Origin of the sequence: Streptomyces sp. NPDC001507 (assembly GCF_042894765.1) — a bacterium.
In the GTDB taxonomy this organism is placed as follows: Bacteria; Actinomycetota; Actinomycetes; order Streptomycetales; family Streptomycetaceae; genus Streptomyces.
On the sequence record NZ_JBIAVV010000009.1, the window covers coordinates 438,830 to 461,784 of the forward strand.

Annotated in this window: 19 protein-coding genes and 1 pseudogene; 16 read left to right on the forward strand and 4 right to left on the reverse strand. The window is 73.0% G+C overall.

Translation table 11 applies throughout. The features are described 5' to 3' along the window. The first annotated feature begins 16 nt into the window (after positions 1-16). Positions 17-1,765 (forward strand): DUF6350 family protein, encoded by a 1,749-nt coding sequence (locus ACFY0K_RS29465; protein ID WP_390642349.1) that lies wholly within the window; start codon positions 17-19, stop codon positions 1,763-1,765. 28 nt (positions 1,766-1,793) lie between these two features. Here ACFY0K_RS29465 and ACFY0K_RS29470 read toward each other — a convergent pair whose 3' ends face one another. Further along, positions 1,794-2,585 (reverse strand): hypothetical protein, encoded by a 792-nt coding sequence (locus ACFY0K_RS29470; protein WP_390642350.1) that lies wholly within the window; start codon positions 2,583-2,585, stop codon positions 1,794-1,796. A 357-nt stretch (positions 2,586-2,942) separates the two neighbouring features. Here ACFY0K_RS29470 and purN point away from each other — a divergent pair, with 357 nt between their 5' ends. Further along, complete coding sequence (purN, locus tag ACFY0K_RS29475; RefSeq protein WP_390642351.1) at positions 2,943-3,572, forward strand: phosphoribosylglycinamide formyltransferase; 630 nt, start codon at positions 2,943-2,945, stop codon at positions 3,570-3,572. Further along, positions 3,569-5,152: a bifunctional phosphoribosylaminoimidazolecarboxamide formyltransferase/IMP cyclohydrolase gene (gene purH / locus ACFY0K_RS29480; protein WP_351957685.1), complete on the forward strand. Its 1,584-nt coding sequence runs from the start codon at positions 3,569-3,571 to the stop codon at positions 5,150-5,152. The genes purN and purH overlap by 4 nt, the downstream gene beginning before the upstream one ends. Positions 5,153-5,234: 82 nt before the next feature. On the opposite strand, the gene ACFY0K_RS29485 is transcribed toward purH, so the two are convergent. Beyond that, positions 5,235-5,825 carry an RDD family protein gene (locus ACFY0K_RS29485; protein ID WP_382718933.1) on the reverse strand — a complete coding sequence of 197 codons (591 nt, stop codon included), beginning with the start codon at positions 5,823-5,825 and terminating at the stop codon, positions 5,235-5,237. Positions 5,826-6,055: 230 nt separating this feature from the next. Here ACFY0K_RS29485 and ACFY0K_RS29490 point away from each other — a divergent pair, with 230 nt between their 5' ends. The 5 genes from ACFY0K_RS29490 (at position 6,056) to ACFY0K_RS29510 (ending at position 10,982) form a co-directional block, all read left to right on the forward strand. Beyond that, entirely contained in the window at positions 6,056-6,910 is an 855-nt protein-coding gene (locus ACFY0K_RS29490; RefSeq protein WP_390642352.1) for a bifunctional methylenetetrahydrofolate dehydrogenase/methenyltetrahydrofolate cyclohydrolase, read from the forward strand. Continuing rightward, entirely contained in the window at positions 6,900-7,370 is a 471-nt protein-coding gene (locus ACFY0K_RS29495) for a DUF3017 domain-containing protein (protein WP_351957688.1), read from the forward strand. The genes ACFY0K_RS29490 and ACFY0K_RS29495 overlap by 11 nt, the downstream gene beginning before the upstream one ends. Before the next feature lie 359 nt (positions 7,371-7,729). Next, complete coding sequence (locus ACFY0K_RS29500) at positions 7,730-8,212, forward strand: helix-turn-helix domain-containing protein (protein WP_390642353.1); 483 nt, start codon at positions 7,730-7,732, stop codon at positions 8,210-8,212. Positions 8,213-8,557: 345 nt separating this feature from the next. After that, on the forward strand, positions 8,558-9,595 hold the full coding sequence (locus ACFY0K_RS29505; protein WP_390642354.1) for a DUF2690 domain-containing protein: 1,038 nt from the start codon (positions 8,558-8,560) through the stop codon (positions 9,593-9,595). 397 nt (positions 9,596-9,992) lie between these two features. Then, the gene (locus ACFY0K_RS29510) at positions 9,993-10,982 is read left to right on the forward strand and encodes a malate dehydrogenase (RefSeq protein ID WP_352361793.1); all 990 of its coding nucleotides are present in this window, start codon (positions 9,993-9,995) and stop codon (positions 10,980-10,982) included. Positions 10,983-11,052: 70 nt separating this feature from the next. Here ACFY0K_RS29510 and ACFY0K_RS29515 read toward each other — a convergent pair whose 3' ends face one another. Both ACFY0K_RS29515 and ACFY0K_RS29520 read right to left on the reverse strand, forming a co-directional pair. Next, entirely contained in the window at positions 11,053-11,739 is a 687-nt protein-coding gene (locus ACFY0K_RS29515) for a siderophore-interacting protein (RefSeq protein WP_390642355.1), read from the reverse strand. A 40-nt stretch (positions 11,740-11,779) separates the two neighbouring features. Continuing rightward, positions 11,780-13,183: an MFS transporter gene (locus ACFY0K_RS29520; RefSeq protein WP_390642356.1), complete on the reverse strand. Its 1,404-nt coding sequence runs from the start codon at positions 13,181-13,183 to the stop codon at positions 11,780-11,782. 103 nt (positions 13,184-13,286) lie between these two features. Here ACFY0K_RS29520 and ACFY0K_RS29525 point away from each other — a divergent pair, with 103 nt between their 5' ends. The 8 genes and pseudogenes from ACFY0K_RS29525 to ACFY0K_RS29560 all read left to right on the forward strand — a co-directional run bounded on the left by ACFY0K_RS29525 (position 13,287) and on the right by ACFY0K_RS29560 (position 22,913). Then, the gene (locus ACFY0K_RS29525; RefSeq protein WP_390642357.1) at positions 13,287-14,243 is read left to right on the forward strand and encodes a LysR family transcriptional regulator; all 957 of its coding nucleotides are present in this window, start codon (positions 13,287-13,289) and stop codon (positions 14,241-14,243) included. Positions 14,244-14,383: 140 nt separating this feature from the next. After that, positions 14,384-14,563, forward strand: coding sequence for a hypothetical protein (locus ACFY0K_RS29530; protein WP_143063672.1), 180 nt, complete (start codon positions 14,384-14,386; stop codon positions 14,561-14,563). Between the two features lie 21 nt (positions 14,564-14,584). Further along, positions 14,585-15,283 carry a DUF2637 domain-containing protein gene (locus ACFY0K_RS29535; RefSeq protein ID WP_351957693.1) on the forward strand — a complete coding sequence of 233 codons (699 nt, stop codon included), beginning with the start codon at positions 14,585-14,587 and terminating at the stop codon, positions 15,281-15,283. 196 nt (positions 15,284-15,479) lie between these two features. Next, complete coding sequence (locus ACFY0K_RS29540; protein WP_390642358.1) at positions 15,480-16,991, forward strand: aldehyde dehydrogenase family protein; 1,512 nt, start codon at positions 15,480-15,482, stop codon at positions 16,989-16,991. 45 nt (positions 16,992-17,036) lie between these two features. Then, positions 17,037-18,566 carry a GMC family oxidoreductase gene (locus ACFY0K_RS29545; protein WP_390642359.1) on the forward strand — a complete coding sequence of 510 codons (1,530 nt, stop codon included), beginning with the start codon at positions 17,037-17,039 and terminating at the stop codon, positions 18,564-18,566. Then, positions 18,566-19,585: pseudogene (locus tag ACFY0K_RS29550) on the forward strand (glycine betaine/L-proline ABC transporter ATP-binding protein); the annotation flags it as partial. The gene ACFY0K_RS29545 and the pseudogene ACFY0K_RS29550, both read left to right, overlap by 1 nt. 440 nt (positions 19,586-20,025) lie before the next feature. After that, the gene (locus tag ACFY0K_RS29555; protein ID WP_390642360.1) at positions 20,026-21,960 is read left to right on the forward strand and encodes an ABC transporter permease; all 1,935 of its coding nucleotides are present in this window, start codon (positions 20,026-20,028) and stop codon (positions 21,958-21,960) included. A gap of 2 nt (positions 21,961-21,962) precedes the next feature. After that, on the forward strand, positions 21,963-22,913 hold the full coding sequence (locus ACFY0K_RS29560) for an ABC transporter substrate-binding protein (protein ID WP_390642361.1): 951 nt from the start codon (positions 21,963-21,965) through the stop codon (positions 22,911-22,913). The last annotated feature ends 42 nt before the right edge of the window (positions 22,914-22,955 follow it).

Below are 22,955 nucleotides of genomic sequence, written 5' to 3' on the forward strand. Positions count from 1 at the left end.
GCGTGTCGTTGGGAGCATGGCGGTCGTGATTCGGATGACCGCCCGCCGACCGTCGTTGCCCTCCCGCCGGCACTCGTCGCCGCCGCTGCTCAGCCGGGTGCGGGACCGTTCCCCGGGACTGGGCGCGAGCCTGGCGGCCGGTGCGCTCGCGGCCGGACTCGGACTCGGGTCCTTCGCCGTGCTGGCGATCGCGCTGTGGGTCAGCTCGCCCTACCCCGACAGCGGACCGGGCGGCGCGCTGCACGTCGCGGCCGCGTTGTGGCTGCTCGCCCACGGTGTCGAACTGGTCCGTACCGACACGCTGTCCGGAGTGCCGGCGCCGGTCGGGGTGACACCGTTGCTGCTGCTCCTGGTGCCGGCGCTGCTCCTGCAGCGGGCGGCCCGGTACGCGGTGGACGCGCCGGACGGCGACGACCCCGACGCCCCGCCGCCGGTCCGCGCCCGTACGGCCTGGGCCGGGGTCGTCGCCGGCTACCTCGGCGTCGGCGGCTGCGCCGCCCTGTACGCGTCCGGCGGCGCGCTGCGGCCGCAGTGGGCGTGGGTGGCGGTCTCTCCGCCCCTGCTCGCGGCGTGCGCGGCGGGCGCCGGGGTGTGGACGGCGTACGGCCGGCCGCGTGAACCGCTGCTGCGCCTGGTGCCACTCCTGCCGGGTGCGGTACGGCGGCGGCTGCTCGGGCGCGACACGCGGGTGCGGTGGGGTACGGCCCTGCGCGCGTCCCTGGCCGCGACGGCCGTGTTCCTCGGCGGCGGCACGCTGCTGCTCGCGGTGTCGCTGGTGGGGCACGGGGACACCGCGCGGGCGTCGTTCCTGCAGCTGACGGAGGGCTGGACGGGCCGGTGCGCGGTGCTGTTCCTCTGCCTCTCGCTGATCCCGAACGCGGCGGTGTGGTCCGCGTCGTACGCCGTGGGCCCCGGCTTCGCACTCGGTGCCGGGCATCACGTGAACCCGCTGGCCTCGGATCCGGCATCGTTGCTCCCGCCTTTCCCGCTGCTGGCGGCGGTGCCGCAGCACGGTCCTGGGACCTGGGCGCACTGGGTGGCCGGGGCGGTGCCGGTGGTGGCCGGCGTGACGGTGGCGTGGTTCGTGGCGGCGCGGGCCACCGAGCGGCGCTGGTCGGCCGAGCGCACGGCCGGGGTGGCGGCACTGGCGGCGCTGCTGGGCGCGCTGCTGCTCGCGGTACTGGCCGAGCTGGCGGGGGGCCCGCTGGGCGTCGCCGCGCTCGCCTCCTTCGGCCCGGTCTGGTGGCAGACGGGCGCGGCGACCGGCGGCTGGCTCCTCGCGGTGGGCCTGCCGACCGCCCTGACGCTGCGGGCCTGGCGGAGGGAGGGGGCCGGCTCACTCGCCGCGTGGCTGGGTTTCGCGGGGCGGAAGCCGCGGGACGACGGGCAGGGCGCGGAGCAGGAGCGGACACAGGGGAGTCGGACGCCGTCCGCCCCGGCCCGGACCCCGGCCCCCACCCCGGCCTCGGCACCGGCCGCGACCCCGGCCCCGGTCTTCGTGGCCGGACTGCTGCCCGACCAGGCCGACGGGGACGGCGACGCCTCCGAGCGGTACGAGGCGCTGCCGGCCGAGCCGCACGATCCGCTTCCCGTCGACGCCCTGCCCGGCGATCCGCTCCCCGTCGACCCGCCGCCCGGCCCCTGGGAGGACGAGGCGGCGCGCAAGGCCCGCTGGACGGCGCTGCGGAAGCTGTCCGAGCCGACGGACGAGGACGAGGACGAGGACGTGGACGTGGACGTGGACGAGGACCCGGACGGCCCCTGACCCTCCCGGTACCGTCACCCCCGCACCGTCAGCTGTTCCCGCTCCCCAGGACCCCGCGCAGCTCCTGCGGCAGCAGGTGGTCGCAGGACTGCTTGGCCTCGTTGGTGAGGGCGTCCGAGACACAGGTGTAGTAGTCGCGGTAGACCACCTGGGCCGTGAAGTTGGCCGCCACCAGGGCCAGCGCCAGGGACGCCGTGACCAGGCCGCTGATCGCGGCCGTCGTCTGGGGGCGGCCGGTGGCCGCCTCGTCCGGGTCGCGGGGCTTGGCGCGGAGCGCGCTGATGCCCCAGTAGACGGCCAGGGCGCCGAGCAGCAGCGCCACGTACGGCCAGCTGAAGAGCGCGAAGAGGAAGGCCCACATGCCGCACAGCAGGGCGTACCGCGCCCGCCGCTGGGCCGGGTCGGTCGGGTCCCAGCGCATGCCGGGGCCGCCGGGACCGCCGGGGCCGTTCTGGCCGCCGCCGCCTGGGCCGCCGTCGGGACGCTGGCCGAAGCCGCCGGACTGCCGGCCGGGCTGGCGGTCGCTCCACTGACTGCCCCACGGCGCTTCCCGGTCGTCGTCACCGGCCGGGCGGCGCGGCCGCCACGGGCTGTCCGGCGTGCCCTCCGGCGGCGGGGCGAAGGGGTTGTCGTCCTTCTGGCCGTCCTTCCGGTCGTCCTTCGGGACGTCCGTCGAGCCGTCCTTCCGGTCGCCCTTCGGCCGGTCCGAGGACGCGTCCGGCGGCGAGGCCGGCCGCTCCCGCAGCAGCACGACGGAACCTGTCCCTCCCTGTACCGACTGCGGGGGGAGCATGCGAAGTCCCAGGCTGCGGTCCGGCATCAAGTGAGCGTCTTCCCCTAGATCAAGATGAACAGAACAGAGCTGATGGATGGGCTGGATACGGATACGGCTGGATACGGCGGCTGGCTGCGGGCGATCGGCACGGCGGCCGGAACGACCGCCTACCCCGTGAACGCGTCGTATCCCGGACGCGTTCCCGCCTCGCCACCTCCCAGACGCTACCTTCCGGCCACGCCCCCGTCCCGTGGGGGCCGCCCGGTGTGCCGGTATCGTTGCTGACGGTCGGCCGCTTCGTAGACTTCCCCGTATCCCGGGGCGCGAAGCACTCGTACGAATGTACAAAGCGGGTGCGGGGCCGGCCGCCGTACCGACGCTCCCCCGAGAAAGGGCCCCACCGTGGCCGCCAAGCCCGTGGCCAAGCGCCTCGTCGTGCTGGTCTCCGGATCCGGCACCAACCTCCAGGCGCTCCTCGACGCGATCGCCGAGCACGGCGCCGAGGCCTACGGTGCCGAGGTCGTCGCCGTCGGTGCCGACCGTGCCGGCGTCGAGGGGCTCGCGCGTGCCGAGCGGGCCGGGATCCCGACGTTCGTGACCAGGGTGAAGGACTTCGCGACCCGGGAGGAGTGGGACCGGGCGCTGACCGCGGCCGTGGCCGCCCACGAACCCGACCTGGTGGTCTCCGCCGGCTTCATGAAGATCGTCGGGAAGGAGTTCCTGGCGCGGTTCGGGGGGCGGACCGTCAACACGCACCCCGCCCTGCTGCCCAGTTTCCCCGGGGCCCACGGCGTACGGGACGCGCTCGCGTACGGCGCCAGGGTCACCGGCTGCACCGTCCACTTCGTCGACGACGGCGTCGACACCGGGCCGATCATCGCTCAGGGCGTGGTGGAGGTCCGGGACGAGGACGACGAGAGCGCGCTGCACGAGCGCATCAAGGACGTCGAGCGAAGGCTGCTCGTCGAGGTCGTGGGGCGGATCGCCCGCAACGGCTATCGCATTGAGGGACGAAAGGTAGTTATCCAGTGACCGCCGAGAGCACTGTCACGGCCGAGAGCGGCAAGCGGGCCATCCGTCGCGCGCTCGTCAGCGTCTACGACAAGACCGGGCTCGAAGAGCTCGCCCGCGGGCTGCACGAGGCCGGTGTCGCACTCGTCTCCACCGGCTCGACCGCCGCCCGTATCGCCGCCGCCGGCGTGCCCGTCACCAAGGTCGAGGAGCTCACCGGCTTCCCGGAGTGCCTGGACGGCCGGGTCAAGACCCTGCACCCCAGGGTGCACGCCGGCATCCTCGCCGACCTGCGCCTCGAGGACCACCGGCGCCAGCTCGAGGAGCTCGGCATCGAGCCGTTCGACCTCGTGGTCAGCAACCTCTATCCGTTCCGCGAGACCGTCGCCTCCGGCGCCACCCCCGACGAGTGCGTCGAGCAGATCGACATCGGCGGTCCTTCGATGGTCCGCGCGGCCGCCAAGAACCACCCCTCGGTCGCGATCGTCACCAGCCCCGCCCGCTACGCCGACGTCCTCAAAGCCGTCGCCGAGGGCGGCTTCGACCTCGCCACCCGCAAGCGGCTCGCCGCCGAGGCCTTCCAGCACACGGCCGCGTACGACGTGGCGGTGGCCTCCTGGTTCGCCTCGGAGTACGCGCCGGTCGACGACTCGCAGTTCCCCGACTTCCTCGGCGCCACCTGGGAGCGCGAGAACACCCTGCGCTACGGCGAGAACCCGCACCAGCCCGCCGCCCTCTACGTCGACGCCGCCGGTGGCGGTCTCGCCGAGGCCGAGCAGCTGCACGGCAAGGAGATGTCGTACAACAACTACACGGACACGGACGCCGCGCGCCGTGCCGCGTACGACCACGACGAGCCGTGCGTCGCGATCATCAAGCACGCCAACCCCTGCGGCATCGCCGTCGGTTCGGACGTCGCCGAGGCGCACCGCAAGGCGCACGCCTGTGACCCGCTGTCCGCGTTCGGCGGGGTCATCGCCGTCAACCGGCCGGTGAGCCGGGAGATGGCCGAGCAGGTCGCCGAGATCTTCACCGAGGTCATCGTCGCGCCCGACTACGAGGAGGGGGCCCTCGAAGCCCTCGCGAAGAAGAAGAACATCCGGGTGCTGAAGGCGCCGGGTGCCCCCGCCAACCCCGTCGAGGTCAAGGCCATCGACGGCGGTGTGCTGCTCCAGGTCACCGACCGCCTGCAGGCCGACGGCGACGACCCGGCCAACTGGACCCTGGCCACCGGCGAGGCGCTGAGCCCCGAGGAGCTGCGGGAACTCGCCTTCGCCTGGAAGGCCTGCCGGGCCGTGAAGTCCAACGCCATCCTGCTCGCCAAGGACGGCGCCTCGGTCGGCGTCGGCATGGGGCAGGTCAACCGCGTCGACTCCGCGAAGCTCGCCGTCGAGCGGGCGGGCGAGGAGCGGGCGCGCGGCTCCTACGCCGCCTCGGACGCGTTCTTCCCGTTCCCGGACGGCCTGGAGATCCTCACCGCGGCCGGCGTCAGGGCCGTGGCGCAGCCGGGCGGTTCGGTCCGCGACGAACTCGTCGTGGAGGCCGCGAAGAAGGCGGGCGTGACGATGTACTTCACCGGGACGCGGCACTTCTTCCACTGAGCCGCCACGGCGTGCAGGGCGTAAACACCAGGGCCGTGTCCCCCACAGCGGGGGACACGGCCCTGGGGGTGCCGGTGAACGCTCAGTTGCTGCGGATCACGATCGTGCCGCAGACCTTGTCGGCGAACGTCTGGCGCTTGGCGTCCCACGCCGGCCACAGCCAGCCCAGGTAGCAGGCGAGGCTGTCCAGGAAGTGCGCGATACGGCGCACGAACGCCATGCCGACGCCGATCGGCTGGCCGGTGGCCTCCTTGACCAGGCGGATGCCCAGCGCCTTCTTGCCGATCGTCTGGCCGGTGCGGCCCTCCATGATCAGCTGCCAGATCGCGATGCCGATGATCGCCAGGGCGCCGATGATGCCCAGCACCGCGGCCTTGCTGCTGAAGAGCACCAGGATGTACGGCACCAGGAAGACCAGGCCGTCGACGATCGTGCCGCCGAAGCGCTGGCCCCAGTTCGCGTACGGCGGCGTTGCGCCGTAACCCTGCTGCGGGTAGCCGTAACCGCCCTGCTGGGGGTAGCCCGGCTGCTGCGGGTAGCCGTAGCCCTGCTGCGGCGGGACGCCCTGCGGGGCCTGCTGGTAGCCGGGCTGCTGCGGGTAGCCGTAGCCGGGCTGGCCCTGCTGCGGGTCCTGCGGCTGGCCGTAGGGGTTGTTGGGCGCGCCGAAACTCATGACGGGGTTCCTCCGTTTGACCTGCGGGGACGACGCGGACAAGGACGGAGGTACGTCATGAACTGAGCGGTTTTGCCCCCCACCGGACCGCGATACTGCGCCGCTCATCGTTGAGTACGGGCGAGTTGTTGTCCAGTCCGATTAGCGATGTGTTGTGCAAGTGCAACATCATTGATCATGACCGCACACCCGACTGGAACCGGGAGACCGGCATCCGCGAGGATGGAGCCATGACCGCCCAGATTCTCGATGGCAAGGCCACCGCAGCAGCGATCAAGTCCGATCTGACCGCCCGCGTGGCGGCGCTGAAGGAGAAGGGCGTCACGCCCGGCCTCGGCACGATCCTCGTCGGGGACGACCCCGGCAGCCAGAAGTACGTCGCCGGCAAGCACCGCGACTGCGCCCAGGTCGGCATCGCCTCCATCCAGCGCGAACTCCCGGCCACCGCGACCCAGGAGGAGATCGAGGCGGTCGTCCGCGAGCTCAACGACGACCCCGCCTGCACCGGCTACATCGTCCAGCTGCCGCTGCCCAAGGGCATCGACGAGAACCGCATCCTGGAGCTGATGGACCCGCACAAGGACGCGGACGGCCTGCACCCCATGAACCTCGGCCGGCTGGTGCTCGGCGAGCCCGCGCCGCTGCCCTGCACCCCCAACGGCGTGCTCACGCTGCTGCGCCGGTACGGCGTCGAGATCAAGGGCGCCGAGGTCGTGGTCGTCGGCCGCGGTGTGACCATCGGCCGCCCGATGCCGCTGCTGCTCACCCGGCGCAGCGAGAACGCCACGGTGACCCAGTGCCACACCGGCACCCGGGACCTCGCGTCGCACCTGAAGCGCGCCGACATCATCATCGCCGCCGCCGGTTCCCCGCACCTGATCCGCCCCGAGGACGTCAAGCCGGGCGCCGCCGTCCTCGACGTCGGTGTCTCCCGCAACGCCGACGGCAAGATCGTCGGGGACGTGCACCCCGGGGTCGCCGAGGTCGCCGGGTGGCTCTCGCCGAACCCCGGCGGGGTCGGGCCGATGACCAGGGCGCAGCTGCTCGTCAACGTGGTCGAGGCGGCGGAACGCAGTGCCGGCTGAGCAGGCACACGACGACGAGCCGACCGTCCGCGACGCGATCAGCGCTCCGGACGCGCAGGGGCGGCCCCGGCGGGCCACGCGCCGCTTCCCGCTGTTCACGCGGGACACCGCCCGCCCCGAGGGGGGCGGCAGGGCCGCGTCGGGGGATCTGCCGGCGCCGGCCCGGCAGTGGCCGATGCTGGTGGTGCTGGCGACCGTCGCGCTGGGGCTGCTGCTGACCTCGCTCGACCAGTTCCGGGTCGGCGCCCTGCTGATCGGGGCGGCGCTGCTGGGCGGGGCGGTGATGCGGTGGATACTGCCGAGCGTGGGGATGCTGGCGGTCCGGTCGCGGTTCACGGACATCGCCACGTACGGGGTGCTGGGGCTGGCGATCGTGCTGCTGGCGTTGATGGCGCAGCCGAAGCCGTGGCTGGTGATCCCGTATCTGAAGGACACGCTGCACTTCACGATGAAGAACTAGGCACTCTTGTCGGGTGCGGGTGCGGGTGCGGGTGCGGGTGCGTGGGGGCTGGTCGCGCAGTTCCTCCCCCAGCCTTCGGCCGGGGGCACCCCCAGCGCCCCTCTGGGGCGCTTCCCCAACCGGCGCTCGCAAGGCGGCCCGTCCTCTCCCCCGAGCAGGGCGGGCCGCCGTCGGGAATCAGCCTTCCCAGCGCGCGGCGGCTGTTCAACGGCTGTCCACCGGCTGTGGCAGAGAGGTGACAGTTCCGCTACGGGGCGCCCGTACTGCCACTGCCCGCGGGAACCGGCGGGCCGTCCGCCGTCGTCACCCGCTCTGAACTGGCAACCAACCGGCGACGAGGCAGGCCGTGGAGGTGCGTGATGGGCGGCTGGCAGCCGCTGCCGGAGGGGCTCCCGCCGGAGGTACGGCACTTCGTGGAGCAGCTGCGGCTCCTCAAGGACGACACCGGCCTCAGCCTGGTCGCGCTGGGTGCCCGTACCGCGTACAGCAAGTCGTCCTGGCAGCGCTATCTCAACGCCGTGCAGCCGCCGCCCCGGCAGGCCGTCGTCGCGCTGTGCCGGGTCGCGGGCCTCGCCGACTCGGACGCCGAACGGCACGCCGTGCGGTGGGAACTCGCCGTCGAGGCCTGGCCGCGCCCGGCGGCCGCACCGGACCCGGACCGTCCGCCGGGCGACGCGGAGACGGAGGGGTACGAGGACGATCCGACCCTCCCGTGGTGGGACCGGCCGGAACCGGAACCGGAGCCGGCGCCCCGCCCGCACGGCCGCCTGCTGCTGTACGCGGTCCTGCTGCTGCTCGTCCTGCTCCTCGTGGCGGTCGTCGGCGCCGTGGCTCTCGGGTGAGGTGTGCCCCCTGTGACCTGCGAGGTCACAGCCGGATGACCGGTGTGTCGATGTGTTGACAAGTTCGCGGATACGTTACGGAGCCGACCCACAACCGGGCTAACGTGTCCAATCGGGACGAGCCGGGGGCCCGTCGGGCCGTAGGGCGGCAGGCGCGCGACGGTGCGTGCCGGACGGGTCGGTGCTCCTGTGCGCCCCCTGTCCGGGGACTGTTCTCCGGGGCCGCCGCCTCCCGCTGGGTAGGCCAGACGGGGACCGGCGCGGGGGCACCGCGCGAGGGGAAGCGCGGGGGAAGACACGGCACCGAACCGGGGGGAAGAGGACCGGGGAAAGAGGGGGGAAGCAATGCCTCGTTGGAAAGCCCTGCCGGACGAACTCGATCCGCAGGTCAAGGAGTTCGCGACCCAGCTGCGGCGGCTCGTGGACCGCAGCGGCCTGAGCGTCGCGGCGCTGTCCGACCGCACCGGCTACGCCAGGACGTCCTGGGAGCGCTATCTCGGCGGCCGTCTGCTGGCACCGAAGGGCGCGGTCGTCGCGCTCGCCGAGGTCACCGGGACCGATCCCGTCCATCTCACGACCATGTGGGAGCTGGCCGAACGGGCCTGGAGCCGTTCGGAGATGCGCCACGACATGACCATGGAGGCGATCCGGATCTCCCAGGCGCGGGCCGCGCTGGGGGAGTTCGGGGCGCCGCCCGCCACCTCCGCCTCCGATGCCGGAGGCGGCACGGCGCCGCGCCGAGCGGTCAGCGCGGTGGCGATGCCGGGGATCGCCGGACCGGCGGGCGTCTCGCCCACCATCCCGCCCCAGCCGACGGCGCCCGACGCGAACCGCCGGGAGGGCGCGGGGGGTTCCTTCGGTCCGGCGACGCCCGCGGCCCCGCCCGGCGGCGGCAGGCGGCGGCTGACGATGTTCCTCGCCGGGGTCGTCGGCGTGGCCGTTGTCGTCGCCGCGGTCCTCTTCCTCACCGGGGGCGACGGCGGCGGGCGGAAGAACCAGGGCAACGGCGCCCCGGCCACCCCCTCCACCGTCACCAGCAGCGGCCTCCCGGCCGGGGTGAAGTGCGCGGGCACCGGCTGCACCGGCAAGGACGCGGAGGCCATGGGGTGCAGCGGCGACCTCGTGACCACCGCGAAGACCGTCACCGTCGGCGCGACCACGCTGGAGGTCCGCTACAGCCGGACCTGCGGCGCCGCCTGGGGCCGCATCACGGGGGCCGCCCAGGGCGACTCGGTCCGGGTCACGGCCGGCACCACCACGGAACGCGGCGACATCACGGCCACCGGCGACACGATCGCGTACACGCCGATGGTGGCGGTGCGGGACGCGGCGGCGGCGAAGGCGTGCGCGACGCTGGCGTCGGGGCGGACGGGGTGCACGTGACCGCAACAGCCCGTCCGGCGTTCGAGGAGGAGGCCGGAGGCCGACAAGCGGGATCCCGGGGGCGGCGGCCCCCGGGCCTCGCGGCTGCGCTCGCCCACGAAGAAATCGGCGGCACACAGGAATGCCGGCTTCCGTCCTGGGCACGCGACAGGTATCCCCCACGGGAGTCCGGAATCCGGTACCCCCGAGTGGCGGCCGCGCTGTCTCACCTCTCCCGGACAGGCGGCCGCCTCTTTTGTGGGGTGAGCCACACGGACCCCTCGCCCTCCGGCATCCTTGATGCGCGATAGCCTGACCGGTGGATCTCTTGATACCAAGAGATCGATCATTTGTACGTCCGCACCCCAGGGCACCCAGGGCAAGGACGCCCACCGCCAGCTGTCATACGGAGAACGCCATGACCCGCACTCCCGTGAACGTCACCGTCACCGGCGCGGCCGGCCAGATCGGTTACGCCCTGCTCTTCCGCATCGCCTCCGGCCAGCTGCTCGGCGCGGACGTGCCGGTCCGGCTCCGCCTCCTGGAGATCACCCCCGCGCTCAAGGCCGCCGAGGGCACCGCCATGGAGCTCGACGACTGCGCCTTCCCGCTGCTCCAGGGCATCGACATCTCCGACGACCCGAACGTCGCCTTCGACGGCGCCAACGTCGCCCTCCTGGTCGGCGCCCGCCCCCGCACCAAGGGCATGGAGCGCGGTGACCTCCTGGAGGCCAACGGCGGCATCTTCAAGCCGCAGGGCAAGGCCATCAACGACCACGCCGCGGACGACATCAAGGTCCTGGTCGTCGGCAACCCGGCCAACACCAACGCGCTGATCGCCCAGGCCGCCGCCCCGGACGTACCGGCCGAGCGCTTCACCGCGATGACCCGCCTGGACCACAACCGCGCGCTGACCCAGCTCGCGAAGAAGACGGGCTCGACGGTCGCCGACATCAAGCGCCTGACCATCTGGGGCAACCACTCCGCCACCCAGTACCCCGACATCTTCCACGCCACGGTGGCCGGCAAGAACGCCGCCGAGGTCGTGAACGACGAGAAGTGGCTGGCCGAGGAGTTCATCCCGACCGTCGCCAAGCGCGGTGCGGCGATCATCGAGGCCCGCGGCGCCTCCTCCGCGGCCTCCGCGGCCAACGCCGCGATCGACCACGTCCACACCTGGGTCAACGGCACCGCCGACGGCGACTGGACCTCCATGGGCATCCCGTCGGACGGCTCCTACGGCGTCCCGGAGGGCCTGATCTCCTCCTTCCCGGTCACCACCAAGGACGGCAGGTACGAGATCGTCCAGGGCCTGGAGATCAGCGACTTCTCCCGGGCCCGCATCGACGCCTCGGTCCAGGAGCTGGCGGAGGAGCGCGAGGCGGTCCGCGCCCTCGGCCTCATCTGAGCCTCCCGCGCCCCGGCGGGCCCCGCCCCGGATTCCTCCGGAGCGGGGCCCGTCCGCGTTCGGTGAGCGGTTACTCCATCCCGCGCTTCCCCGGTGTCCAGAACGGCTTGGTGAGGACCGCGCGCCGATCCCACCCCGCCTCCTGGACCAGCACCTTCCGCACCGCCTGCACGGTCCGGGCCTCCCCGGCGACGTACGCCACCCCGCCGGGTTCGGGAGCGAGCCGCCGTACCGCCTCCGGCAGCGAGGTCTCGCTCCTGAGCACCCAGTCGAGGCGCTCCGCGTGGGTGAGGGGCAGCCGGTCGGCGGCCGTCTCGGTCTCGACGCAGCCGGAGATCCGGGTCTCCTCGGGCAGCGCCGCGAGCATCCCCCCGAAGGCGACCGCGGCCGTCTCGTCGCCGACGAACACGTGGTGGGCGGCGTCGGGGCGCAGCGTGAAGGTGCCCTCGGGCCCGCGCAGCCGCACCTGATCGCCCTTCTGGGCGGTCCGGCCCCACCGGGCGCCCGGCCCGCCCTCGGGGTGGTCGAGGACGCACAGCTCGACGACGCCGGACGGGTCGTAGTGCCAGACCGAGTACGTCCGCAGGGTCAGGCCGGCGACCAGGACCCGGACCTGCTGGCCGGGCCGGACGTCGAGGCCGGCGAGCCGGTCGCCGTCGACGCGCAGCCGGCGCATCCGGGCGGTGAGCTGTTCGGCCTCGGTGACGGTGCCGCGCAGGGTCAGCAGGTCGAGGACGGGGTTCAGCAGGGCGGGCATCGGGGGGCTCCTCAACGGGCCGGGGTGCGGCGGGAGTTGCTCAGGCATCGGTCGAACGCGACAGTACGCGTTGCGGATCGGACGCGATAGTACGTGTCGGGGTGCGGCCGCCGTGACCGGCCACCACGAGCGCCGTCGCCGCGAGCACCAGCAGGGCGACGGTACGCAGGGCCGGCCCCATTCCGGAGGCGAGGTCACCGTGCCCGCCCAGGATCGTGCCGGTGACCGCGACCCCGAGGGCCGCGCCGGTCTCCCGGGCCGTGGTGCCGAGCCCGGAGCCGAGGCCCGCCTGGTGCGGCGGGAGCGAGTCGACCACGCCGAGGGTCAGGGCGGGCATCGAGAGCCCGGTGCCGGCCGAGATGACCAGCAGCCAGCAGGCGTACGCCCAGTACGGCGTGGCCGCGTCGACGGTGGACGTGCCGAGCAGTCCCAGGCCGATCAGGGCGAGCCCGGCGCCGACGACCGCGCGCGGCCGGCCCGACCAGCGGGCGGCGAGCCTCGGGACCAGGGCCATGCCGATCGTCAGCGGCATGATGGCGACGCCGGTCACGGCCGCGCCGTAGCCCTTGATGTCCTGCAGGTACTGCGAGTTGACGAAGAAGAGGGAGAAGAGGCCGAAGAAGCCGGCCGCCGTGCCGAGGGACGCCGAGCGCAGCCGGGCGGAGGCGAAGACCCGGGGGTCGAAGAGGGGTCGCGGAGAGCGCAGGGCGTGGGCGGTGAACAGGGCGGTCAGGACGGCGCCGGCCGCGAAGGCGCCGAGGATGGGCGCCGACGTCCAGCCGTACGTGGTGCCCTCGATGATGCCGAACAGCACCGCCACCAGGCCCGCCGTGAGGAGCACGGTGCCGAGCGGGTCGAGGTCGCTGTGCGCGGAGCGTTCGGTGCGCGGCGTGATGACGGCGACGGCCAGGGCGAGCAGCGCGGCCAGCGGGACCATGACGGCGAACAGGGCCCGCCAGGACAGGAACTGGCCGACCAGGCCGCCGCCCAGGTTGCCGGCCGCGCCGCCGAGGCCGAGGGCCAGGGTCCAGGAGGCGAGGGCCCGGGCCCGCTGCTCGGGGGCGGAGAGGTGGACCAGGATCGACAGGGTGGCCGGGGTGATCAGGGCGGCTCCGGCGCCGGACAGGCCGCGGCCCGCTGTCAGTACGGCGGGATCCGGCGCGAGCGCGCTGGTGGCCGCGCCCGCCGCGAACAGGGCGAGGCCCGCCAGCAGGGCGCCCTTGCGGCCGTGCCGGTCGCCGAGCGCGCCGGCCGGGATGAGCAGGCCGGCGAAGGCGATGACGTAGGCGTCGACGGTCCACAGGATCTCGCTGTGCGAGGGGTGCAGGGACGACGCGGCCAGTTCGGGGATGAGCAGGTTGATGGCGGCGACCATGCTCTGCGCGACCAGCACGCAGGCGCACATGACGAGCAGGACGGGGCGTTTCAGGGCGTGCGAGGGCACGGCTCCTCCCGGGGAGCTGGTGGGTGTGGTGTGGGCTGCCCCGTCACCGTAGGCTCGGCACTGACCTGCTTTCCAGTGCAACCTTTGCAAGGGACGACTGCGTATGACGCAATCCGCCGCATCCCCCGCGGGCCTCGACCTGAACCTGCTGGTCGCGCTGGACGTGCTCCTGGAGGAGGAGAGCGTGCAGGGGGCCGCGCGGCGGCTGCACCTGTCCGAGCCGGCCATGAGCCGCACCCTCGGCCGGATCCGCCGGGCGCTCGGCGACCCCGTACTGGTGCGCGCCGGGCGCCGGATGGTGCCGACCCCGCACGCGCTGGCCGTGCGCGCCGAGGTGAGCGCGGTGGTGGAGCGGGCGCGGGCGCTGTTCGCGCCGGGCCGGGACGCCGACCTGCGCACCGTCTCGCGGACGTTCACGATCGTCGGCTCCGACACGATCGCCGGCACCCACGCCGCCGTCCTCTTCGCCAGGGCCGCCGCGGAGGCGCCCGGCATCCGCATCCGGTTCCTCGCCGAGGCCCACGTGGACCTGCCGTACCTGCGGCAGGGCACGGCCGACCTGGAGGTCGGGGTGATCGACACCACCGCGCCCGAGGTGCGGGTGGAGCAGCTCCACGAGGACCGCATGCTCGGCGTCGTACGGTCCGGGCACCCGCTGCTGGCCGGCGAGCTGACCCCCGAGCGGTACGCGACCGCGGCCGGTCACCTGAACGTCTCGCGGCGCGGCAAGCTGCACGGCCCGGTCGACGCCGCGCTGGCCGAACTCGGCCTGGAACGCCGAGTGGTGGGTACCGTCGGCACCTTCCCGGCCTCCCTCTTCGTGCTGCGCGACTCCGACCTGATCGGCCTGATCACCTCCTGGGGCGTCCCGCTGGCCACCGCCCTCGGCCTCACCACCTTCGAGGTCCCGCTGCCGCTGCCGCCGATCCCCATCGGCCTGGCCTGGCACCCCCGCCACGACGCCGACCCGGCGCACGCCTGGCTGCGGAACTGCGTACGAGAGCTGATGACCGGGGCCTCCGGCGCCGCTGCCGGCGCCGGACCGCAGCCGTTCATTTAAATTCAGTACTCACGGAACGTGAGCGCCCGCGCATTCAAAATTTCTTCGAATGTGCGGGCGGTGCGAATTATATAACTTCTCTTCCGGGTGACTGAATTCCCCCGAACGCTCCAAATCCCGCCCGGCGCGACGGTCGTTAGGTGACCGTGACGCGATTGGACTGGTGCGCAGCCGAAGATCATCCGACAACCGTGCTGCGCTGGCCCGGTGGTATGGATATCACCTCATGCTCGGACCTGCTCGATGATTTCCTGAAGAGAATCAACACGATGGAAAATGAATATCGGCGGACCATGGCAGATCTGTACGGAGCCTTCTGAGTCAGGGTGCGGAGGTAATCGATGGACGGGATTCAGCACGACTCGGGGCCGGGTCTCTACGACCACCCCGGCTTCTACGACCACCCCGGTCTCTACGACCATGCCTGGGGTGTCCCGGAGCCGGACGTCGCGGCGAACGACTGGGACCCGGTCGAGGAGCTGGCGCAGATACTGTCCGCACCGACCGTGGCCACGGCTCCCACCCTGCTGGACGTGCCGGGCCAGCGCCGGGGCAGCCGTCGGCGGGTCCGCCACCGGGTTCGCCACGACTCCCACCTGCTCGACGGCGGCCGGAGCGTCACGCACATCACGTTCCTGATCGCGACGGTCTCGCTGTGCGCGGTGTCCATGCTGGCCTGGTCCCTCTGCTACTCCTACGCCCAGCTGCGCGGCATCGCCTCCTCGGTGCTCCCCGGCGGGCTGGCGCAGTACTGGCCGCTGACGGTCTACGGCCCGTGGTTCGTGGCTGCGCTGTCCGTCCTGCGGGCCACCGCGCAGCGCCGGAGCGCGCGCCGGTCCTGGTGTGTCGTGCTGGCCGCCTCCGTGGTGGCCGTGGCCCTGTGCATCAGCCACTCCTCCCACGCCCTGCTGTCCTTAGTCATCTTCGGGATTCCGCCCGTCACCGCCCTGGTCTGCTTCTGGGAGCTCGTCGGTCAGATCTCGACCAAGAGCGGGCCCCGGCACGCCACGCCCACCGCATCGGCGGGCACCACGTCCTGAACCCGAACCGCCCCCCGGGAGCCTTCGCTCTCCCCGGGGGGTTTGTTCATGTATGTCCGACTGTTCAGTGACGCCGCACACTTTCGGTCGACGATTGCGCATGCAATCCGGGGTCCAGGGAAGGTGCCGGCGGTCTCCGAGTGTGACCCGGATGTCACACAGGGGCACCGAACAGGAACGGAAGGCAATACCGATCATGGCGGACAGCACGGCACGAGCGACCATCCATGCCGGAGGCGACTGGCTGGCAGCGGTCTCCGGCGCGACACGCGAGATCATCGACCCCGCGGACGGCCTGCCCTTCGCCGTGGTCGCCGAGGGCGACGAGAAGGACGCCGAGACGGCGGTGGCCGCCGCCCGGCACGCCTTCGACACCGGCGACTGGCCCCGGACCCCCGTCGCGGAGCGCGCCGCCCTGCTCCGCCGGGTCGCCGACCTCCTCGTACGCGACCGCGAACAGCTCGGTCTCCTGGAGAGCCGGGACGCGGGCAAGACGGTCGAGGAGGGCCGCGTCGACATCGACTGCGTCGCCGACGCCTTCCGCTACTTCGCCGACCTGGTCGCCGCGGAGGGCGCGGGCCGCGTGGTCGACGCGGGCTCGGCCGACATCCACAGCGTCGTCGTGTCCGAACCGGTCGGCGTGTGCGCGCTGATCACGCCCTGGAACTACCCGCTCCTCCAGGCGAGCTGGAAGATCGCTCCGGCGCTCGCGGCCGGCAACACCTTCGTGGTCAAGCCCAGCGAGCTCACCCCGCTGACGACGGTCGCCCTGATCGGACTGCTCGCCGAGGCCGGGCTGCCCGCTGGAGTCGCCAACCTCGTCACCGGCCCCGGCCACACCGTCGGCGCCCGCCTCGCCGAGCACCCCGACGTCGACCTGGTCTCCTTCACCGGCGGCCTGGTCAGCGGCACCAAGGTCGCACAGGCGGCCGCGCCCACCGTCAAGAAGGTCGCCCTCGAACTGGGCGGCAAGAACCCCAACGTCGTCTTCGCCGACGCCTGCGCCACGCAGGAAGGTTTCGACACCGCCGTCGACCAGGCCCTCAACGCCGCGTTCATCCACAGCGGCCAGGTCTGCTCGGCCGGCGCCCGGCTGATCGTCGAGGAGCCGGTCAGGGAGCGGTTCGTCGCCGAACTCGCCCGCCGTGCCGCCCGGATCAGGCTCGGCCGGGGCACCGCGGACGGTGTCGAGTGCGGCCCGCTCGTCTCCGCGCAGCAGCGCGCCAAGACCGAGGAGTACGTGGCGTCGGCGCTGGCGGAGGGCGCGGTGCTGCGCGCGGGCGGCAAGCGCCCCGAACCGTCCGCCGACCGCCCCGCCGGCGGCTACTTCTACGAACCCACTGTCCTCGACCAGTGCCACCGCGGCATGCGGGTCGTGCGCGAGGAGGTCTTCGGCCCGGTCCTCACCGTCGAGACCTTCCGCACCGAGGACGAGGCGGTCGCCCTCGCCAACGACACCGAGTACGGACTCGCGGGCGCCGTGTGGAGCACGGACGCCGGGAAGGCCCGCCGGATCGCGGGGCGGCTGCGGCACGGCACCGTCTGGATCAACGACTTCCACCCCTACCTGCCGCAGGCGGAGTGGGGCGGCTTCGGAAAGAGCGGGACCGGCCGCGAGCTGGGCCCCGCCGGCCTCGCCGAGTACCGCGAGACCAAGCACGTGTACCAGAACCTCGCGCCGAAGCCGGTGCGCTGGTTCGCCGGCTGAGTTCTTCCGACCGCCGTACCGAAGAAGCCTCTTGGAGCTCCCCCCATGTCCCACACACCCCACGTCTACGACTACGTCGTCATCGGCGGCGGAACCGCCGGTTCCGTCATAGCCTCCCGCCTCACCGAGAACCCGGACGTCACCGTCGCCGTCATCGAGGGCGGCCCCAGCGACGTCGGCCGCGACGACGTCCTCACCCTGCGCCGCTGGATGGGCCTGCTCGGCGGCGAGCTGGACTACGACTACCCGACCACCGAGCAGCCGCGCGGCAACTCCCACATCCGGCACAGCCGCGCCCGGGTGCTGGGCGGCTGCTCCAGCCACAACACCCTCATCTCCTTCAAACCGCTGCCCTCCGACTGGGACGAGTGGGAGGCGGCGGGGGCCAAGGGCTGGGGCGCGGTACCGATGGAGGCCTACTACGCCCGCCTCCTCAACAACATCGTCCCGGTCGACGAGAAGGACCGGAACGCCATCGCCCGCGACTTCGTCGACGCGGCCCAGGAGGCGCTGGGCGTCCCGCGCGTGGAGGGGTTCAACCGGCGGCCGTTCACCGAGGGCGTCGGCTTCTTCGACCTCGCCTACCACCCCGAGACCAACAAGCGGTCGAGTGCGTCGGTGGCCTACCTCCACCCGGTACTGGACGAGCGCCCCAACCTGCGTGTCCTCCTGGAGACCTGGGCGTACCGCCTGGAACTGGACGGCACCCGGGCCGAAGGCGTCCACGTCCGCACCAAGGACGGCGAGGAACTCCTCATACGGGCCCGCAACGAGGTCGTCCTGTGCGCCGGCGCCGTCGACTCCCCGCGCCTCCTCCTCCACTCGGGCATAGGCCCGGCGCCGGACCTCGAAGCCCTCGGCATCCCGGTCGCGCACGACCTCCCGGGCGTCGGCGAGAACCTTCTCGACCACCCCGAGTCGGTGATCGTCTGGGAGACGAACGGACCGATCCCGGAGAACTCCGCGATGGACTCCGACGCGGGCCTGTTCGTCCGCCGCGACCCCGAGCAGGCGGGTCCGGACCTGATGTTCCACTTCTACCAGGTCCCGTTCACCGACAACCCCGAGCGCCTGGGCTACGAACGCCCCGCGCACGGCGTCTCGATGACCCCGAACATCCCCAAACCCCGCAGCCGCGGCCGCCTCTACCTGACCAGCGCCGACCCGTCCGTGAAGCCCGCGCTCGACTTCCGGTACTTCACCGACGAGGACGACTACGACGGCCGCACCCTCGTCGACGGCATCCGCATCGCCCGCGAGATCGCGAGGACCGAGCCGCTGGCGGGCTGGCTGAAGCGCGAGGTGTGCCCCGGCCCGGAGATCCTCGGCGACGCGGAACTCAGCGAGTACGCCCGCAAGGTCGCGCACACCGTCTACCACCCGGCGGGCACCTGCAGGATGGGTGCGGTCGACGATCAACTGGCCGTCGTCGATCCCGAGTTGCGGATCCGCGGCCTGGACGGCATCCGCATCGCGGACGCCTCCGTCTTCCCGGCCATGCCGGCCGTGAACCCGATGATCGGGGTGCTGATGGTCGGCGAACGGGCCGTGGACCTCCTGAAGGGCGGTGCGTGATGAACGGTACGACCCCTGTCTTCTCCGTCGAGGGCCTGTGGAAGGTGTTCGGCCCCAAGGCCGACCGCGTCCCGGCGGACCCCGAGCTGACCGGCCTGTCCCCGGCCGAACTCCGCACCCGCACCGGCTGCACCGCCGCCGTCCGCGACGTCTCCTTCGACGTGCGCAAGGGCGAGGTCTTCGTGGTGATGGGCCTGTCGGGATCCGGCAAGTCCACCCTGGTCCGCTGCCTGACCCGGCTCATCGAGCCCACGGCCGGTGCCATCGCCATCGACGGCGAGGACGTCCGCGCGATGGACAAGGGCCGGCTGCGGGAACTGCGCCGGCACCGGGCCGCGATGGTCTTCCAGCACTTCGGGCTCCTCCCGCACCGGTCCGTCCTCGACAACGTGGCGTACGGCCTGGAGATCCAGGGCGTCGCAAGGTCCGAGCGGCGTGCGCGGGCCACCGAGGTGGTCGCCAAGGTCGGCCTGGAGGGCATGGAGCAGCGCCGCCCCGGCCAGCTGTCCGGCGGCCAGCGCCAACGGGTCGGCCTCGCACGGGCGTTGGCCGTGGACCCCGAGGTCCTCCTGTTCGACGAGCCGTTCAGCGCGCTCGATCCGCTGATCCGGCGGGACATGCAGGAGGAGGTGGTCCGCCTGCACCACGAGGAGGGCCGCACGATGGTCTTCATCACCCACGACCTGTCCGAGGCGCTCAAACTCGGCGACCGCATCGCCCTGATGCGGGACGGCAGGGTGGTCCAGCTGGGCACCCCGGAGGAGATCGTCGGCTCCCCGGCCGACGACTACGTCCGCGAGTTCGTCCGCGACGTGCCGCGCGAGCAGGTGATGACGGTGCGCTCCGCGATGCGTGCGCCGGGGGAGACCGGCTCGGCCGACGGCCCTGCGGTCGCCCCTGAAGCGACGGTCGCCGAGGCGATCGAGGTCGTGGCGGAGGCCGGTGTCCCGGCGCGCGTCGTGGAGGGGGACCGCTGCGTGGGCGTCGTCGACGCCGACACGCTGCTCGGGGTCGTGGCGAAGGGGGATGCCTGTGGCACCTCGGCCGCGGGTGGTGGTGGGCCGGTCGCGCAGTTCCCCGCGCCCCTGGGTGGGGATGCGGAGCCCGCGCGGGAAGGCGCCGATGCTGCGCCGGCTGCGGGCGGTTCTTCGGCCGCGGGTGGTGGTGGGCCGGTCGCGCAGTTCCCCGCGCCCCTGGGTCGGGATGCGGAGCGTCCGCTGGAGGGTCCCGCGGCTGCGGGCGGTTCTCCGGCCGCGGGTGGTGGTGGGCCGGTCGCGCGGTTCCCCGCGCCCCTGGGTGGGGATGCGGAGCCCGGGCTGGAAGGTGCCCCGGCTGCCGACACCGACTCAGCCGCGGGCAGTCGTGCCGCTGGGGCGGTGGGGCCGGTGGGCGCGGTGGGACCCCGTGAGCGTGGGCGAGTGACACCCCCCGCCCCCCGCACCAGCCCGGAGGACGTCTGATGGCGACGATCAGTGTTCCCAGCCCTCGGCGGGTGTCGCTCCCTGCCGGCCTGGCCGCCCGCAAGCTCCTCGTCCTGGCCGTGGCCGCCGCGATCCTCGTCCCCCTCGCCAACGCCCGCTGGGCGTCCGCCTCCTGGCCCGGCCACCTCACCGTCGACCTCTCCTCCCCCCTCACCTCCGCCAGCAACTGGGTCGTCGACAACCGGGACACGCACCCCCTCTTCCTCTACTTCTTCGGCTACATCAGCGACGCCGTCGTCCTGACCGTCCGCGCCGTCTACCTGACCCTCCTCGCCGCGGGCTGGCCCGGCGTCACCGTGGTCGCCGCCGCCGTCGCGCACCGCGTCGCGGGCACGCGGCTCGCCGCGGGTACGGCCGTAGCGTTCCTCGCCTGCGGTGCCCTCGGCATGTGGGTGCCGACGATGCAGACCCTCGCGCTGATGGTCGTGGCCGTACTCGCGTCCGTGGCCGTGGGCCTCGTGCTCGGCCTCGGTGCCGGGCTCTCCGGCCGGCTGCACCGCGCCCTGCGCCCGGTCCTCGACACCATGCAGGTGCTGCCCGCCTTCGCCTACCTCCTCCCCGTCGTCCTGGTCTTCGGCATCGGCGTCCCCGCGGCCGTCCTCGCCACCGTCGTCTACGCCGCCCCGCCCATGGCCCGGCTCACCGCCCTCGGCCTGCGCGGCGCCGACCCCGAGGTACTGGAAGCCGTCGACTCGCTCGGCGCCACCCGCACACAGCGGCTGCTGACCGCCCGCATCCCGCTGGCCCGCAAGGAACTCCTCCTCGGCCTCAACCAGACGATCATGATGGCGCTGTCGATGGCGGTCATCGCCTCCGTCATCGGCGCCGGCGGTCTCGGGGACCGCGTCTACCAGGCCCTCGCGTCGGTCGACGTCGGCGCGGCCCTCGCCGCCGGCATTCCGATCGTGCTGCTCGCGGTCGTACTGGACCGCATCACCGCGGCGGCGGGCGAGCGCGGCGACACCCGGAAGCCGTCCGCCGGCCTCCTGTACGGCCTCGGCGCCACCGTCGCCGTCGCGCTCGCCGCCCGGCTCCTCGGCCGCCTCGACTGGCCCACCGCCTGGACCCTGAACTTCGCCGAACCGGTGAACCGTGCCGTCGACTGGATGACCGCCCACCTGTACTCGGGCGTCCCGGTCGTGGGCGGCACCGCCGACTGGGCGGGGCACTTCACCACCTGGGTCCTCGACCCCGTGCGCTCGGGGCTGCAGTGGCTGCCCTGGTGGGCGGTGCTGTTCGTGGTCGCCGCGCTGGCCTGGCTGATCGGCACCTGGCGCACCGCGCTGACCGCCGTCCTCGCGATGGCCGCGATCGGCGTGCTGGGGGTGTGGGAGCCGTCGCTGGACACCCTGTCCCAGGTCCTCGCGGCCGTCGCCGTGACCCTGGTCCTCGGCTTCGCCACCGGCATCGCCGCCGCCCGCAGCGACCGCGTGGAGCGGGCCCTGCGGCCCGTCCTGGACGTCTTCCAGACCATGCCGCAGTTCGTGTACCTCATCCCGGTCGTCGCACTGTTCGGCGTCGGCCGCGCGCCCGCCGTCGCCGCCGCCGTCGTCTACGCGCTGCCGGCCGTCGTACGGATCACCGCGCAGGGGCTGCGCCAGGTGGACCCGGCCGCCCTGGAGTCCGCGCGGTCGCTCGGCGCGACCGGGCGCCAGCAGCTGCTGCAGGTCCAACTCCCGCTCGCGCGGCCCGCGTTGCTGCTCGCCGTCAACCAGGGCGTGGTACTCGTCCTCGCCGTCGTCATCATCGGCGGCCTGGTGGGCGGTGGCGCCCTCGGGTACGACGTCGCCTTCGGCCTCGCCCAGGGCGACCTGGCGACCGGGCTGGTCGCCGGTGCCGCCATCGTCTGCCTGGGGCTGATGCTCGACCGGGTCACCCAGCCCACGGAACGCCGTACGGGGAAGGGAGCGTGACCATGCGCCGTACGACACTCGTCGCCGCCGCCTCCGTCCTCGTGCTCGCCACCGGGTGCGGTGCCGCCGACATGACCAAGCAGGCCTCGCCGTTCGCGGGCGCGCAGGGCTCGAAGACCGTGACCCTGTCCGTGCAGTCCTGGGTCGGCGCGCAGTCGAATGTGGCCGTCGCCCAGTACCTCCTCGAGCACAAGCTCGGCTACCGCGTCGACACCGTGCAGGTCGACGAGGTCCCGGCCTGGGACGCGCTCAGCCAGGGCCGCGTCGACGCGATCCTGGAGGACTGGGGGCACCCGGACCAGGAGAAGCGGTACGTCGACGACAAGAAGACCATCAGCCGGGGCGGGGAGCTCGGGGTCACCGGGCACATCGGGTGGTTCGTGCCGACCTATCTCGTCAAGCAGCACCCGGACATCACGGACTGGAAGAACCTGAACAAGTACGCCTCGCTCTTCCGCACAGCGGAGAGCGGCGGCAAGGGCCAGCTCCTGGACGGCTCACCGTCGTACGTCACCAACGACAAGGCGCTGGTGAGCAACCTGAAGCTGGACTACCAGGTCGTCTTCGCCGGGTCCGAGGCCGCTCAGATCACCCAGATCAAGCAGTTCGCCAAGGAGAAGGGGCCCTTCCTCACCTACTGGTACGCGCCGCAGTGGCTGTTCAAGAAGGTACCGATGACCGAGGTGCGGTTGCCGGCGTACAAGGAGGGCTGCGACGCCGACGCGGCCAAGGTCGCCTGCGCGTATCCGCACACCCCGCTGCAGAAGTACCTCAACACCGGCTTCGCGCACAGGGGGGGCAGGGCGGCGGCCTTCCTGAAGAAGTTCAGGTGGACGACCGAGGACCAGGACCAGGTCTCCCTGCTGATCGCCGACCAGAAGCTGAGCCCCGAGGAGGCCGCGAAGAAGTGGGTGGACGGCCACCCCGAGGTGTGGAAGCGCTGGCTGTCCTGAGCCGCCCGCCGGGCGTGCCGCCGCGTCACCGGTCCGGCCGTA